Genomic DNA, 16,370 nt, shown 5'->3' on the forward strand with positions numbered 1-16,370 from the left:
TCTTGATTCTATCTTCAATCTGAAAAGCAATGCGTAACCTCTTGATATTTATCACTAAGTATAACGCGTTTTTTTTATTCCTGATTTTTGAAGTAAGCTCGCTGCTTATCTACATTAAATACAACTCTTTTCAAAAAGCAACTTTTATTAATTCGCAAAACCAGGTTACCGGTAGCTTATTTGCGCAGGTAAGTGAGTTTAAAGGATATTTATCTTTAAAAGAGCAAAATGATAGCCTGGCACGTGAAAATGCCAAATTGAGGGGAATGCTTAAAACCTCATTTTATGTTGATACAGTTGAAAAGCATAAAGTGGTTGATACTGTTTACAAGCAACAATATACTTACCTTGTGGCCAGGGTTATCAACAATTCAACCAATCAATCAAATAATTATATTACCATAAACAGGGGCCGTAAAGACGGGATCGCAAAAGATATGGGTGTAATTTGCGGGGCAGGCGTTGTAGGGATGGTGGCCGATGTTACAGATCATTTTGCCATTGTTAAGTCGCTGCTGCATTCCAAAAGCCAGTTTAGCGCCATGCTGGCAGATGATAAAGCCGTAGGTTCGTTTACCTGGGTAAGTAATCTCGACCGGCATAGAGGGTTGCTGAGCCTGCAAAACGATGCAAGGCCAAAACTGGGCGAACCCGTAGTTACATCCGGCTATTCTCTTTTCCCTACCGGGATTCCGTTTGGTAAAATAACAAACCTTCATGCAAAGGAAGGTGGTTTATTGCTTAATGTAGAGATTGGCTTATCGGTTGATTTTGCGAAACTGCAATACGTATATGTGGTAGTTAACAAATTTGCACAGGAACAAACGGGGCTGGAGGCCGTACAAAGTAAATAATGGGCCGTACTATTATCATCAATACTATCCGCTTTTTGGTTTTGGTTTTTATGCAGGTATTCCTGCTTAAAAACATTGCCTTTTATAATCTTGTTACACCTTACTTCTATATCCTGTTTATTTTGTTGCTGCCGTTTGAGATTCCAAATGTGCTGCTGTTTGCATTGTCATTCCTACTGGGACTCACTGTAGATGCATTTTACGATACTCCGGGGCTGCATGCGGCGGCATGTGTAGTACTTGCCCTGGTGCGTATACTCTTTATAAACATAACCGTGCAAAAAGAAGGTTTTGATAATGAGCCCGAACCTACGCTGAGCATTATGGGCTTAAGGTGGTTTTTTACATATGCGCTAATACTTACCTTATCCCATCATTTTTTCCTGCTAAACCTTGAAGTATTTAGTATTTCTGCAGTGCAGTACACACTAAGCCGTGTTGTTTTGAGTTCAATATCTACTGTGTTTTTAATATTGATTTCTGGCCTTCTATTTTTCAAAAGGAAAGAACGTAAATGAATAAATTTTTTGAACGTCGCTACGTTGTAACAGGTATTTTTATTGCTATAATTTTTACGCTGCTTGCAAGGCTTTACTATATCCAGATAGTTGACGACCGCTACGCTCTTTATGCCACTAAAAATGTTATCCGCAATTTTATTGTATACCCGGCCCGTGGACCTATACTGGACAGGAACGGTAAAGTACTTGTTCAAAATGAGCCGATCTACGATATCATGGTTAACCCAAAAGAGGTAAAACCTTTTGATACCCTTGAGTTTTGTAGAATGGTAGGTATTGATAAAGCCGGTTTTGATAAACGATGGATCAAGGCCGTAAAATATTCACCCAATAAAGATTCTCCTTTTGAAAAGCAGGTACCAGCCGAGCTGTTTGCTTCGCTGCAGGAGAAAATGGGAGATTTTGTTGGCTTTTACATATTACCCCGTACGGTGCGTACTTACCCGGATTCTGTAGCTGCACAATTTTTAGGTTTTATTGGCGAGGTGTATGACCGGGATATTAAACTCTCGGGGGGATATTACCGCCTGGGGGATTATATTGGTAAAACAGGTGTCGAGAAAGCTTATGAAAATGTGCTTCGCGGCCAGCGTGGTGTTAAAAGCATGATGGTTGATTCGCGCGGGGCGCAAAAAGGCTCATTTGCCAATGGCGCTTTTGATACCGTTGCCCGTACAGGCGAGCGGCTTACATCATCGTTAGATATTGACCTGCAAAAACTGGGCGAGAAACTAATGACGAACAAACTGGGTAGTATTGTAGCCATTGAACCTTCAACCGGCGAGATCCTGGCCTATGTAAGCAGCCCGACTTACGATCCTAATTTGATGGTGGGACGCGAGCGTGGTAATAATGCGGCCAAAATGTACAATGATCCGTATAAGCCATTTTTCATCAGGCCAATACAGGCGCAATATCCGCCAGGTTCGTCATTTAAGCCATTAAGTGCTTTGATAGCGTTACAGGAAAATATTATCTCACCTTCAGAAACCTATTATTGTACAGGTCACTATAGAGCTGGTAACCGCTTGGTACCTTGTAACAACGGTGAAGCCCATGGTTCGGTTAATATGGGCAAAGCAGTAGCTGAATCCTGTAATGGTTATTTTTCGATGGTATTTCAACGCATTTTGGAACGCAGCGGAACAAAGTATACCGAAGCCGAATTTACCAAATGGAGGGCCAACGTAATGAAATTCGGTTTAGGCACCCGGCTCGACCTGGATATGCCAGCCGAAAGCCGCGGAAACGTTCCAACTCCATTGCATTATGATAACGTTTATAAAAAAGGTGCCTGGCGCGCCAGCACTATCATTTCTTTAGCTATAGGCCAGGGTGAGTTGTTGGCAACGCCTTTACAAATGGCTAACCTGGAATGTACTATTGCCAATCATGGGTTTTTTTACAAGCCACATTTAATTAAAGCCATCGGCACCGAAAACGTAATTAAAGCGGAGTATACCAAAAGGAATTATGTTGGTATCGATTCGCAATATTTTGAACCTGTTATTAATGGAATGCAAGCCGTGGTTGAGGGTGGTACAGCGCGGAGATCAAAAATCCCAGATATTATTATGTGTGGTAAGACAGGTACCGCGCAAAACCCGCGTGGCGAGGCCAACTCTGTATTTGTAGCTTTCGCCCCGCGCGAGAATCCTAAAATTGCTATAGCCGTAGTGGTTGAGAATTCTGGCGAGGGTGCACACTGGGCCGCGCCAATTGCCAGCTTTATGGTGGAAAAATATTTAAAAGGGAAGATTACTCCGCGCGAATCTGGAATTACGGTTGATTATTTTGCAAATGCCAATCGCCTGCCTGATCTTGGCCTTTATGAGCTCGACCTTAAGAAAGAGCGTCGGCGCGATAGTATCCGAACCGCAAGAGCCGATTCGATTAAAAAATTTAAGGCCGATTCTATAAAAAAAGCAGCTCGGAATAAACTGGCAAACAATAATAAACGTGGTGTGTGGGTTAATTTTTTAGCCGCAGGGAGGACTGGCAAATAATATGAATAACAATAATAACCAGCGCAGTTTCTTTTTTAACGTTGATTGGGTTACGGTATTTCTGTACCTGGTACTTTGCACCATTGGCTGGTTTAATATTCACGCAGCTGTGTTTGATGAAAGGCACCCAAGCATTATTGACGGGGCAACTAACTATGGCAAGCAGTTCATCTATATTATTGTAGCTGTAGTGGTGGGTATGATTATTTTATTGTTGGAGAGCCGTTTTTTTAGTGCGCTTTCTCCGGCTTTTTACGCTATAACGGTGCTGTTGCTTATCCTGGTTTTAATAATAGGCAGAAATGTGGGCGGTAACCAGGCCTGGATAAATATGGGTGGTGGTTTCAGGCTGCAGCCCTCGGAGTTTGCCAAGTTTTCTACCTGTTTATTATTGGCCCGTTACCTGAGTGGGCCTAATATTCGCGTTACCGAACCAAAATCATTTATGGCTGCAGCCGCAATTATTGGTGTACCGATGGTGCTGATTATGCTGCAACCAGATACGGGCTCAACGCTGGTATTTTGCTCCCTTATATTTGTGTTATACCGCGAAGGTTTATCCCCTTATTTCCTGGCTGTTTCAGGTTTGTTGATCACCCTTTTTGTGGTAGCGCTTTTGTTTAATCCAATAAGTATAATTATTGGGCTGGTAGCATTTACGGCCCTGGTGATCTTTTTATTTAGACGCAACCGCAAGCTTATCACTACCATGCTGATAGGGTTGGCCATTTCCATATCGTTTATTTTTTGCGTTAAATTTATTTATAGCCACGTTTTAAAACCTCACCAAACCGAGCGTATCAACATCCTGTTGGGTATTACTACTGATTTGCGGGGTAAGGGTTACAATGTAAATCAATCAAAAATAGCAATTGGTTCGGGCAAATTATGGGGTAAGGGGTATCTGCATGGCACACAAACCAAGTACGCGTTTGTGCCAGAACAAAGCACCGACTTTATTTTTTGTACCGTAGGTGAGGAGTGGGGCTTTGCCGGTTCTGTTGTGGTAATAGGGCTGTTCCTGTTTTTAATCCTGCGGGTAATTTTTATTGCCGAGCGACAGCGATCGCCATTTTCGCGAATCTATGCTTACGGGGTGGCATCAGTGTTGTTCTTCCACGTCGTAATCAATATCGGTATGACCATTGGTGTGGTTCCTGTAATAGGTATCCCGCTGCCGTTTATCAGTTATGGCGGTTCATCGCTATTAAGCTTTACCATTCTCCTGTTTGTGCTTATTAAGCTCGATTCAAATAGAATGGGAATTATTTAGATTTCGGATTTTCGATTTCGGATTTATCATGATGTCAAATCCCTCAAAAACAGACTAACATATCAATCCCGATTCAGGCAAAAAAAAGCCGCTTGTGAGGACACAAGCGGCGGCAAAATTAAATCCGAAATCACTACAACCTTACATTCATCCCAACCGAGTAATTTCTCAGGGGCGAAGCATTATAATATCGGTTGCCAATAGCATTCAGGTCATTACCCAAACTGTATTTTTCATTCAGGATATTATCGGCACCGGCAAAAAGCTCTAAATGGTTGTTACGGCCGAAAGTTGGTTGCCAGCTAATTTTTGCCTGCAGCAGGTTATAATGCCCTGCATAAACGGTATTGGCATCATTAAGCGGGATTTTTGAGGTATAGTTATGTTGTGCGAATAAGGAAAGATCTGCAGGGAACTTAACTTGAAATCCAGATACAAAAACATGCCTTGGTACGCCGGTTAAACGGTTACCTGCATAGCTGGCGTTTGTAGTGGCATCATTATAATCCCTGAACGTGAATTTACTGTAGGTGTATGATTCATTAAACTGCAGGCCACGGATAAAATGGGTATTGTTCTGCGCAATTAGCCAGTCTGTAAATGCCAGTTCAAAACCGGGCTGGTTGGTGCCACCGGTGTTGATATAGTATTCTGTTTCATTCGCATTTAAACGGCGTACAATGGCGTTGTTTAGCCGGTAGTAAAATACCGAGGCATCCAGCAACATGGTTTCATCAGTATTACGCAGTCTGAAACCTGTTTCATAGTTCCATCCTGTTTGTGCTTGCAGGGCGGTGTTGATGATGTTATCAGTCGGCCTTACTTCTGCCGTGGTAGGTGTGGAGTACCCGCGACTTACCGATGTTCGCCAAATAAAGTTATTGGTAACCTGGTAGCTTAAAGCCAGTCTGGGCATTAGTTGCGGTGTGAAATTACGGTTGGTAAAACCGCTTTGGTTAAGCGGGTAAATATTCCTGAAATCGTAACCATACCAATTTAAGCTCAGCGCGGCTTCCACATGCAGGCGTTTAAAAATATCAGCAGCGTACCGGCTAAAAATAAAATGTTGATTTGAGTGGATGTCATCGCTGGTTTGAGTGGTATCTTTCACACCCTTCCTGTTGCCGTAATTGCTGATACGGGAGTTGGTTTGCTGCCACTCCAACCCCAGGTTTACTTTCCAGTTAAAGTTTTCTTTAGGTGCGCCTGCCAGTTCAAAATAGGTACGCAGGCCGTAGGTGTTTTCGCTCCGCTGCTCAAAATTGGTGATGGCAGGGTTGGCAAAATCAACGTGGTTGCCAAACACAGAGATCACGTTTCTGATACGGTTGGTAAAATGATATTCATTGGTAAGGCCGCCCAGGTACATTTTGGTACTGATGCCTGTTTTTTGCTGAATGGCCCCCGGGAAAGCAGGAGTGGGCAAACGGGCCTGGCGGGGATTGGCTGTATACTGAGCCAGGTTTAATCCGCCGGGTGTTTCATAGGCAAGATTGGAATAGATGCCTAAAATCCGCAATTCGTTCTTATCGCTATAGTTCCATTTATCTGCAAGCTGGATATAATTACGATGGGTATCGCTGTTTTGCCTGTATCCATGATAGGTTTGGAAGCTTTGGTTGATGTTAAACAAATTGGTACCAGAGTGTACTTGCAACGTTACCTTTTCATGAAACAAACCATAACTCCCCGTATTTATTCCTGCCGATAAATAGCTGGAATCACTATACCGGTTTATAGGGCTTAATAAAACCACCCCGCCAGAGTTTGCGCCAAACAAGCTGCCATCGGGGCCTTTTAATATTTCGATACTGCCTATGCTGCCAATATCAATAGCGTTCAAATAAGAGTTACCTCCCGCATCTGTAAGCGGGATCTCGTCGAAATATATTTTTACATCCCTCACCCCAAAAGGCGACCGCAATAAACTCCCCCTGATTGATAGACGGTAACTGCCCGGCGAACGCTCCTCTGCTCTTATACCAGGCACCGTGTTTAAAGCGGATACGAAAGAATTATCGGGCTGTAACTTTAACTGGGCCGAACCAAGCACACTTACCGAAGCGGGTACACTTAATACAGGTTGCTCGCTCAAATAACCATGTACGGTTACCGTGCCGAGGTGTGTAACACTATCTTTTTGGGCGTTTTTTTTGGTTTGAGCGCTTGCATTTATAATGAGGGTAAGTACAAGAAAAAGGGAGAGGTATAGTTTTGTCATATAATGGCTTGGATAGACAAAAGTAGCTGTTTTAACTTTTAAACCCGTATCGCGTTTTACTAACAAGTTAGATAGGATCACTTAATTACGCTCATTCTTTCTCAACGCCTCATACTCTTTTATTAGTTTTTTGGTAGCGCGTGCCAGGTAAGCGGTAATTAACAAAGTTTTAAGATCATCGGGCGACACCGTTTCCAGGCGTATCAGCATGTATTTGTAGTTAAGGTAATGATCGGTAATGAAAAATGTATGCGGATCAACTGCCATCCACTTTTCACGTTCAACGGTGTGTAAGGCAAGCAGTTCATTCTTTAGTTTCACATTGGTGAAAATCTTATTATTTACATAAAATGCAGGATCATCAAAACACATCTTCTCGGTAACTCCAGGTAAGGGGAGCAGCATACTGCGCAGAAATTGCATGAAGATAGACATATCTGTTGCCATATTTAAAGTTAGTTAAATGTGATTGGTTTTGGATAGTACTATTTAATTTTCATTTATTGCCCCTGTTTTTAACCAACAAAACACGCTGGGATTTATTAAAAAACGCTAATTTTCGACCATGCAAAACAACCTCCAGCAAGCATTTGGCAATATTGATATTTATCTGTTCGATCAGTTATTAAAGGGACGGTTTGATAGCTGCAAAACCATCCTCGATGCCGGATGTGGCGGTGGGCGCAACCTGGTGTATTTTTTGCAGAACGGATATGGAGTATATGGGGTTGATCAAAGTGAGGCAGCTATTGATGGGATAAAACAGTTATCTACTTTATTATCTCCCCAAAATTCTATAGATAATTTTACTGTTGCAGGCGTGGAGGCTTTACCTTACGGCGATGATTTTTTCGACCTGGTTATATGTAGCGCCGTACTGCACTTTGCACATGATGAGCAACATTTTGATAGTATGGTACGCTCTTTATGGCGGGTGTTAAAGCCGGGTGGCTACCTGTTTGCAAGGCTGGCATCTGATATCGGTATCGAAGAATTAGTAGTATCAAGAGGTAACAGGCGCTACTTATTACCCGATGGCTCCGAACGTTTCCTGGTAAATGAGGATACCCTGTTGCACTATACACGTGAATTGAATGGTACGCTTTATGAACCTATAAAAACTACCAATGTGCAAAACCTGCGGTGCATGACCACCTGGTGTTTGCAAAAACGATAATCCTCCTATTTCTTTCTTTCATGCTGATTGAAGTATCTACTTGCCGATCTGCATATCTGTTGTGCATGGTTTTATAATGGATGCTTCGCTAAGCCTTGGATTAATAAGAGGTTTTTTTATTCTCCAAATCCGTCAACACAAATATTTTTCTCCAATAAAAAAAAGTGACTATATTCACATTTTCAAAACTGGTGTTAATCTTACACTTATTATAAACCAAATTATTGCTGTTCAGTATGTTTAAACAATTACCCGCCTTAAATAAAAGAATAAAACAATCGATTGCGATAATGTTTTTATTGGCAGGAGGTATAGCAACTCTCCCTGCAAATGCTACCATTAAATCATTTAAAAAAGGGGCCGATGGTGTTACCTTTTCCTTAGATAAAGGCTTGATGAAAGTGCTTGTACGCAGGGCCGACATTATTGAGGTAAAGTATACCATTTTTGATGCCTTTGAAACCAGGCCGTCGCTGGTGGTAGTTAACAGTTGGAAAACGCCAACTGCGTACCAGGTTGCCGAAACCAAAACTGAGGTAGTAATTACAACGGCGAAATTAAAGATAAAGGTAGATAAAGGTACCAATGCCATTACCTATACCACTTTAAAAGGGGAACTTATTACCGGTGAGGATACTGAAAACAAAACCATAACCCCGGCAACTATCGCCGGTATCAGCACCTATAATGTAAGTACGCAGTTTACTTCGCCACAAAACGAGGCATTATACGGTTTAGGCTGTCACCCGCTTGATTCTTTATCCATCAATTATAAGGGCCGAAACCAGGAGTTGCTTATAAAATATCTTACAGGCGCTATCCCTGTATTGCTCTCAACCAAAGGGTATGGCTTACTTTGGGATAATTATTCAGCATCTAATTTTTACGGTGGCGAAGCAAACAATACTAAATTTAAGTATGTATCTGAAAGCGGTAAGCAAGTTGATTACCTCTTTTTTTACGGACCAACTTTTGATCATATCATTGATCTTTATCGCACGGCAAGCGGTCGTGCCCCGATGTTTGGTAAATGGGCTTTCGGTCTTTTCCAATCCCAGGATAGGTACATGAGCGAGAAAGAGATCATTGGCGTAAAAGACAATTACCGCAACAACCATATTCCGGTTGATGTTATTGTGCAGGACTGGTATTATTGGGATCCCTTGCCAATTGGTTCGCACGTGATGAAACCCGAGCGTTACCCACATCCGCAGCAAATGGTTGATGAATTGCACCAGGCAAATATTCATGCCATGATATCAATATGGCCGGTATTTGGCAAAGGCACGCCAAATTATGATGCATTGGAAAAAATGGGTGGATTAACAGATATTACCTGGGATAATGTGGTTACCCACACTTTTGATACTTATTACGATGCCCATAATCCAAAAGCCCGCGAGCTTTACTGGGATCAGGCGCGCGATAGCCTGGTGAAGCGCTATGGTTTTGATGCCTGGTGGATTGACCAGTGCGAGCCGGATAACGGTGCTTTGCAGGATGCACGCCGCCAAAGCAACTTCAGCATTGGTAAGGGGATTGATTATTTTAACACCTATTCTTTACAACATACCAAGGGCGTTTATGAAGGCTGGCGCAGGGATATCCCTAACAAGCGCGCGTTCTTTTTGGTAAGGCAATCTTTCGCCGGCGAGCAGCGTAATGCGTCAACCTTATGGTCGGGCGATATTGAATGTACATTTAAGGATTTCAAGAACCAGGTACCACAGGGTATAAATGCCTGTGCATCGGGCCTGGCCTACTGGACATCTGATATTGGCGGTTACCACTTTCATTGGAAAGCTGCCGATTGGTCGCAGCCAGATAAACGCGAGCTGTTTACCCGTTGGTTCCAGTTTGGTGCTTTTAGCCCTATCTTCCGGATCCACGGCAAAGGCGAACGTGCTTTGTTTAGCTCAAACTGGGATGCCAATACCAAAGCCATACTGCTTAATTTTGATAAACTGCGTTACCGCCTGATGCCATATATTTACTCATTGGCCGGCCGTACAACTACCGAAAACTATACCATGATGCGCGCCCTGACTTTCGATTTCAGGAACGATGACAAAGTTTATAGCATACCAGATCAATACATGTTTGGTAATGCATTTATGGTGAACCCGGTTACAGAGCAGCTATACACATCGGCCGATGCGGATAAAAAAGCCAAAGCCCGCCAGGTTTATTTGCCGGCAGGCACCAAATGGTACAATTTCTGGAATGGCGAAGTATTGGATGGCGGACAAACCATTAGTGCCGCAGCCCCAATTGAAATTTTGCCTTTATATGTAAAAGCAGGCTCTATTATCCCGATGGGTCCACATATGGAATATGCTACCGAGAAACCTGCCAATAATATCGAACTAAGAATATATCCCGGAGCTGATGGAACATTTAAGTTTTACGAGGATGAGAACGATAATTATAACTACGAAAAAGGTCAGTTTTCAACCTTCACCTTCAACTGGAATGATAAAACCCGTAAGCTTACGATATCAGATACCAAAGGTCATTTCCCGGGCATGCTGAAAAGCCGCACCTTCAATATCGTGATGGTGAAAGGTGCACACGGATCTGATGTTGAGGTAACAGCTAAGGCCGATAAAGTAGTTAAATATGCGGGTAAAGCTTTAGTGATTAACATGTAATCATTATCTTTCCGAACAAATATTTACCTCAGCCCGCAATAATATGCGGGCTGAGGTTTGATTAAACCTTTTATAATTTAAAGTATTAAAAATTGAATTCCTTAAAACCGGTATCACTATTAAAATTCTTATTGCTGCTGGTTTTATGTTTTTTTTATTTTTCTTCATCGGCCCAAAAAAAGAATGATGGGTATCAATACCACATCCGCCGGGCTGCATCGGCCATAACTATTGATGGCATTGTGGATGATGCCTGGCTTAAGGCCGATTCTGCCAGTAATTTTTTTATGGTTACACCCATGGATACCAGCCTGGCAAAAGTGCATACCGAGGTACGCATGACCTTTGATAACAATAACCTATACATCATTGCAGTATGCTACACCGCGGGGCCGGGCCAATACATGGTTGAGTCGCTTAAACGCGATTTTAATTTTGTTAAAAACGATAATTTCATTTTCTTTCTTGATCCCTTTGATGCACGTACAGATGGCTTCAGCTTTGGAGCCAATGCCGCAGGTGCGCAATGGGACGGCACCATGTATGAAGGTGGTAAGGTTGACCTGAGCTGGGACAACAAATGGACCTCGGTAGTGAAAAACTATCCGGATAGGTGGGTATTTGAAGCCGCTATACCATTTAAAAGTATTCGCTATAAAAAAGGAGTGGGCCTATGGGGCATCAACTTTAGCAGAAACGATTTGGTAACTACGGAAAAATCGAGCTGGGCGCCTGTGCCAAGGCAATTTCCTACTGCATCACTGGCATACACCGGCTCATTAGTTTGGGACGAATTGCCACCAGATGCGGGCACAAATATTTCTATTATTCCGTATGCACTTGGTGGGATAGCTAAAGATTATACCGCTAAAACCAAAACAGATTGGCGAAAGGATTTTGGTGGTGACGCCAAGATTGGACTGACATCATCTTTAAACCTGGACCTTACTGTAAACCCTGATTTTTCGCAGGTTGATGTAGATCAACAGGTAATTAACCTGAACCGGTATGAGTTGTTTTTTCCGGAGAAGCGCCAGTTTTTTTTAGAGAACGGTGACCTGTTTGGCAATTTCGGCTATGCCGATATTCGTCCGTTCTTTTCACGGCGCATCGGGTTAAATGCACCCATAAGGTTTGGAACAAGACTCACGGGTAAAATTGACAGAGACTGGCGTGTAGGGTTAATGGATATACAAACCGGCGAAGCGAGTGACGCATCACAGCCGGCGCAAAACTATGGTGTGCTTACCCTGCAACGCAGGATGTTTGGACGATCAAACATAGCGTTTATGTTCATTAATAAAGATGCAACCGGTACAGCAACTCCCGGAACTGCGTATAACCGAAATGTAGGGATGGAGTACAACCTGGCATCCCCGAGTAATTTATGGACAGGTAAGCTGCTTGGGCTAAAATCCTTTACGCCCGGCGTAAAGGGCCATGATATAGTAGGGGCCGCTCACCTCCAATATTTAAGTAAATACTGGACGCTTTATTTGCAGGATGAGTACGTTGGTAAAAACTATACTGCAGGGGTTGGCTACGTGCCGCGCGTTGGGTATAATAAAATTAGTCCGTTGATATTGCATAACTTTTTCCCAAAAAGTGGTGATGTGCTAAGTCATGGGATACAATTAACCAGCAATTATTATTTTAACGAAAACCTTAAGCGTACAGATAATGAAAGCAACCTAACCTATTTGATGACCCTGCGCAACAGGAATACTTTTTCGGTATCGGGTATTGATACTTATATAAAATTGCTGGTGCCTTTTGATCCTACAAACACAGGTAAAACGCCGCTTCCCATAGGTTCAGAACATCATTGGAAAACGCTTGATGTGCAGTTTGTATCCAAGCCGCAGGCTTTATTCACTTATTTAATTGATGCCTTGCATGGTGGATATTATTTAAATGGTAACCGTACAAGTATTACGGGCCAACTGGGCTACCGGTTTCAGCCTTACGTAAACCTGGCTGTAAACAGTTCATACATCAACCTTAGGCTGCCACAACCTTATGGCAACACCGATTTTTGGCTGATTGGTCCGAAGGCGGATATCACCCTAAGTAATACGCTTTACTTTACTACCTATGTACAATACAACGGGCAGGTTAAAAACATGAACACTAATATAAGGCTGCAATGGCGGTACAAGCCTGCCTCAGATTTGTTTATTGTTTATGGCGATAATTCAATACCATCGCCTTACACTATTAAAAACAGGCAGTTGGTTATTAAATGGACCTATTGGTGTAATTTGTAAAACTGATGACCCGTTGCTGAGGAAACAAGATTCAGACTGAACATATTACAGGATTTTTCAACCACGCACCCAATTAACCATTCACTCCCCTTTCCCACACAGCATCGAAAAATAAATGGTTTCGCCGCTGTTAAACTTATTGTAAATATTTGAGCCGGGAACGCCCACAAAATCATTAATAGGTTTACGAAAGGGCTTAAGTACAATTTTTTTTATCATCGCCTCTTTGTAGGGTGCGCTCAATTCCATAGCCTGCAACACATTGGGTGTAATATCCTGTTCGGTTATAACCTGTAAGCCGCACTCTGTTAACTGCGCCGGCCGTTTTGGATAGTGTACACGGCCCATGAAATCAGCATATAAAAAAAAACCTCCGGGCTTAAGGGTGCGTGTCACTTCTTTAAAAAAATTCCCGCGGTTACCATAGCAGTGTGATGATTCTAGGTTAACAATAATATCAAAGCTATTATCATCAAACGGCAGGCTTTCGGCATTGCCAGCCACGAAATTTAAATTTGGCTGCTGATAGGTTTGCTTGCAAAAGCTAATCACGTTTTCAGAAAAATCAAGCCCGGTAATTGTTTTAGGCTGATAGGCCAGCATGAGCTCGCAACCACCACCACGCCCGCAACCAACTTCAAGCATGTTTTTACCGGCGAGCTGGGCCTTGCCAAGTAAATGATGGTAAAGGTTTTCGCTTAGTAAATTGAAATCATCGGTTACTTTACCCTGGGTATCTGCAAAGCCATAGTTCATGTACTTCCAGTTGGTTAGTTTTTTAAACCTGCGGGCTATAAATTCGTAAAATAATTGCCAAAGGCGTAAACTCAATTTTGGAGAAAAATCAACCAGGTTCCGAAACAGTTTTGCGACCATATGTATATTTTATGCTAAAGTAATGCATCATACTTAGCAATCAACCGGAAATAAATAAAAGATATATAGCTTAATCGTGTACTGCCAGTAATCGGTTCCACTCGGGATGCCGTTTTAAAAAAGCCAATACATAAACACAAAGAGGCACCAATTTAAGGTGGTTGCTCTCTATATAATTAAATGCCTTTTCAACAATAGCGGCCGCAACGCCCATACCTTCCAATTCTTCGGGTACTTCGGTATGGATCAGGTAAATCTTATCACCTTTTTGTTTATAATCAATAAAGGATCGTTTGCCATCAATAATTAGTTCAAAATTATGTAAAGCCTCGTTATTAATAAGTGGAATGTCCTGGTATTTCATGAAATAACAACCGATACTTTTTTTGATTTTGTATCGAGTCTAAATTAGTAACAAAATTTATAAAGCCAATTAGTTGCAGTATTTTTATGGCGATGTTTATATTCATCAAATAAAAATGATGATAATGGATTTGTTAAAGATTTTGGTGAGTGCAAATGCCTGATATTAACTTAGTTGTTTGAGTTTTTAAATTTTAATTAATTTTGATTTGTGCTTCTATTTTTATAAAATTACATACAGAAACGTCCCTGGTTTCGGCCGCTAATGAAAAACTATTGTGAAGCAATTTAAATGCACCATACTTCAGGCTATGCTTTTACTGTGCCTTACCAATGCAATGGCACAGGTAAAACAGCCGCGGTATTTGGCCAAACCTAAAAGAAAGCCCGTGCCGGCGCAAACCATTAGCCAGGTTAAGGGAAGCAAGCAGTTTAATGAGTTTTCGCGGCTTTTGGCCCAGGCCAATGTTACGTTTACTTTTCCTAAAGGTTTTAAAGAAATCCCAGCAGTAAATAATGAAGATTTTTCTTTTGATTACGCTATGGAAATTCCCGGTCAGGAGTTTGAGATCTGGTTCCAGGTAAAATCATTAAAGCAAAACTGGCTCAGTTATGAGCGTAACCACGAGCAGGAAAACCCGGATTCGTCATACCTTAAAATGGGGAAGGCGCAAGCTGCGGCCTTTACCGGCGAGATGGATAATTTTATACGCGCCATACCTGCTAATGTACTTGCCCGTTACCGGGCCGATGCAGGTAAATCATACCTGCTTAACCTGCTTGATCTGCCCGAAACAAAGCATTACAAGTACGCCTTGCTTATAACGCTGCAGCGCAACCATACAGGCACTATTATGGCCGTATGTTTTACCAACGAAAAAGACCCTGAATTTTTCAAGAATATTGATAAAGCCAGTAATAGTCTCCAGTTTAAACCCCGGTAACATAATGTTAATAAGTTGACAGTTTTGAACGCTCAATTCAAACCCTAAACTATATTTTTGCACCCGGCGCATATTTGTGCCTTTTTTAAAAATTCTACTCAATAAATGGCAGAACCAGTTAATTATAGCGAAGATAGTATCCGCTCCCTCGATTGGAAAGAACACATCCGTTTACGCCCCGGTATGTACATAGGTAAATTGGGCGATGGCTCGGCTTATGACGACGGTGTATATGTGTTGCTTAAAGAAATTATTGATAACTCCATAGATGAGTTTGTAATGGGATCGGGCCGTACTATTGAGGTAAATATGAGCGATCATAAAGTATCCGTACGTGATTACGGCCGGGGGATTCCTTTAGGTAAAGTGATTGATTGCGTATCCAAAATAAATACCGGTGGTAAATATGATAGCAAGGCCTTCCAAAAATCGGTAGGATTGAACGGTGTGGGTACTAAGGCAGTGAACGCGTTATCAAACAATTTCATTGTACAATCATACCGTGATGGCCGCACCAAACTGGCCGAATTTGCCAAAGGCGAACTGATCAGGGATGAAGCTGAAAAAGAAACCACCCAGCGCAATGGTACCGCCATTAATTTTATTCCCGATGATACCATTTTCAGGAACTACCGCTTTATACCTGAGTTTGTAGATAGCATGATCTGGAATTATGTGTTCCTTAATTCGGGCCTGACACTTAATTTTAACGGTCAAAAATATTTTTCAGAACGCGGCCTTTATGATCTATTAACTAAAAATACCGATGTTGAAACACTGCGCTATCCCATCATCCACCTTAAAGGCGAGGATATTGAAATAGCTATGACCCATGGTCAGCAATACGGTGAAGAATACTATTCGTTTGTTAACGGCCAAAATACAACACAGGGAGGTACACATCAGGCGGCTTTTCGCGAGGCTGTGGTGAAAACCATCCGCGAGTTTTATAAAAAGGAGTTTGATGCGTCGGATATCCGTGCATCCATAGTTGCCGCCATAGCCATTAAAGTGCAGGAGCCGGTATTTGAATCACAAACAAAAACCAAATTAGGCTCTAATGAAATTGCGCCGGGCGGTCAAAGTGTGCGCAGCTTTATCGGCGATTTTATTAAGCAGCAGCTTGATAATTATCTTCATAAAAATCCGGAAGTAGCGCGTGCCATTGAAGCTAAGATCTTAGCCAATGAGCGCGAGCGAAAAGAATTATCCGGCAT

The 16,370-nt window shown here is 42.1% G+C and carries 13 protein-coding genes; 9 read left to right on the forward strand and 4 right to left on the reverse strand.

Going from position 1 to position 16,370, the window contains the following annotated elements; all coding sequences use genetic code 11:
• Positions 1-29 precede the first annotated feature (29 nt).
• The 4 genes from mreC to rodA are packed head-to-tail and all read left to right on the forward strand — an operon-like array spanning position 30 to position 4,654.
• A complete protein-coding gene (gene mreC, locus Q0R88_RS17185; RefSeq protein WP_295718408.1) occupies positions 30-854 on the forward strand; it encodes a rod shape-determining protein MreC in 825 nt (274 codons plus the stop codon).
• Entirely contained in the window at positions 854-1,372 is a 519-nt protein-coding gene (locus Q0R88_RS17190) for a rod shape-determining protein MreD (RefSeq protein WP_295718409.1), read from the forward strand. Before mreC ends, Q0R88_RS17190 begins: the two co-directional genes overlap by 1 nt.
• Positions 1,369-3,381, forward strand: coding sequence for a penicillin-binding protein 2 (gene mrdA, locus Q0R88_RS17195; RefSeq protein ID WP_295718411.1), 2,013 nt, complete (start codon positions 1,369-1,371; stop codon positions 3,379-3,381). The genes Q0R88_RS17190 and mrdA overlap by 4 nt, the downstream gene beginning before the upstream one ends.
• 1 nt (position 3,382) lies before the next feature.
• Positions 3,383-4,654 (forward strand): rod shape-determining protein RodA, encoded by a 1,272-nt coding sequence (gene rodA, locus Q0R88_RS17200; protein WP_295718414.1) that lies wholly within the window; start codon positions 3,383-3,385, stop codon positions 4,652-4,654.
• 133 nt (positions 4,655-4,787) lie between these two features.
• On the opposite strand, the gene Q0R88_RS17205 is transcribed toward rodA, so the two are convergent.
• Both Q0R88_RS17205 and Q0R88_RS17210 read right to left on the reverse strand, forming a co-directional pair.
• Positions 4,788-6,875 (reverse strand): TonB-dependent receptor, encoded by a 2,088-nt coding sequence (locus Q0R88_RS17205; protein ID WP_295718417.1) that lies wholly within the window; start codon positions 6,873-6,875, stop codon positions 4,788-4,790.
• A gap of 81 nt (positions 6,876-6,956) precedes the next feature.
• Entirely contained in the window at positions 6,957-7,322 is a 366-nt protein-coding gene (locus tag Q0R88_RS17210; RefSeq protein ID WP_295718419.1) for an MmcQ/YjbR family DNA-binding protein, read from the reverse strand.
• 118 nt (positions 7,323-7,440) lie between these two features.
• Here Q0R88_RS17210 and Q0R88_RS17215 point away from each other — a divergent pair, with 118 nt between their 5' ends.
• The 3 genes from Q0R88_RS17215 (at position 7,441) to Q0R88_RS17225 (ending at position 12,970) form a co-directional block, all read left to right on the forward strand.
• Entirely contained in the window at positions 7,441-8,052 is a 612-nt protein-coding gene (locus Q0R88_RS17215) for a class I SAM-dependent methyltransferase (protein ID WP_295718422.1), read from the forward strand.
• Positions 8,053-8,342: 290 nt separating this feature from the next.
• Positions 8,343-10,703, forward strand: coding sequence for a TIM-barrel domain-containing protein (locus Q0R88_RS17220; protein ID WP_295718424.1), 2,361 nt, complete (start codon positions 8,343-8,345; stop codon positions 10,701-10,703).
• Positions 10,704-10,795: 92 nt separating this feature from the next.
• Positions 10,796-12,970 (forward strand): DUF5916 domain-containing protein, encoded by a 2,175-nt coding sequence (locus Q0R88_RS17225; RefSeq protein ID WP_295718426.1) that lies wholly within the window; start codon positions 10,796-10,798, stop codon positions 12,968-12,970.
• A gap of 81 nt (positions 12,971-13,051) precedes the next feature.
• Here Q0R88_RS17225 and Q0R88_RS17230 read toward each other — a convergent pair whose 3' ends face one another.
• Positions 13,052-13,846, reverse strand: a complete 795-nt coding sequence (locus Q0R88_RS17230) for an SAM-dependent methyltransferase (RefSeq protein ID WP_295718428.1) — start codon at positions 13,844-13,846, stop codon at positions 13,052-13,054.
• A gap of 70 nt (positions 13,847-13,916) precedes the next feature.
• The gene (locus tag Q0R88_RS17235) at positions 13,917-14,210 is read right to left on the reverse strand and encodes a GNAT family N-acetyltransferase (RefSeq protein ID WP_295718430.1); all 294 of its coding nucleotides are present in this window, start codon (positions 14,208-14,210) and stop codon (positions 13,917-13,919) included.
• A gap of 277 nt (positions 14,211-14,487) precedes the next feature.
• Between Q0R88_RS17235 and Q0R88_RS17240 the strand changes: the two genes are divergently transcribed.
• Both Q0R88_RS17240 and Q0R88_RS17245 read left to right on the forward strand, forming a co-directional pair.
• A complete protein-coding gene (locus tag Q0R88_RS17240) occupies positions 14,488-15,153 on the forward strand; it encodes a hypothetical protein (RefSeq protein ID WP_295718431.1) in 666 nt (221 codons plus the stop codon).
• Between the two features lie 105 nt (positions 15,154-15,258).
• A partial coding sequence (locus Q0R88_RS17245) for an ATP-binding protein (protein ID WP_295718433.1) occupies positions 15,259-16,370 on the forward strand: 1,112 nt, incomplete at its 3' end.

Origin of the sequence: Mucilaginibacter sp., assembly GCF_025362475.1 — a bacterium.
Taxonomy (GTDB): domain Bacteria; phylum Bacteroidota; class Bacteroidia; order Sphingobacteriales; family Sphingobacteriaceae; genus Mucilaginibacter.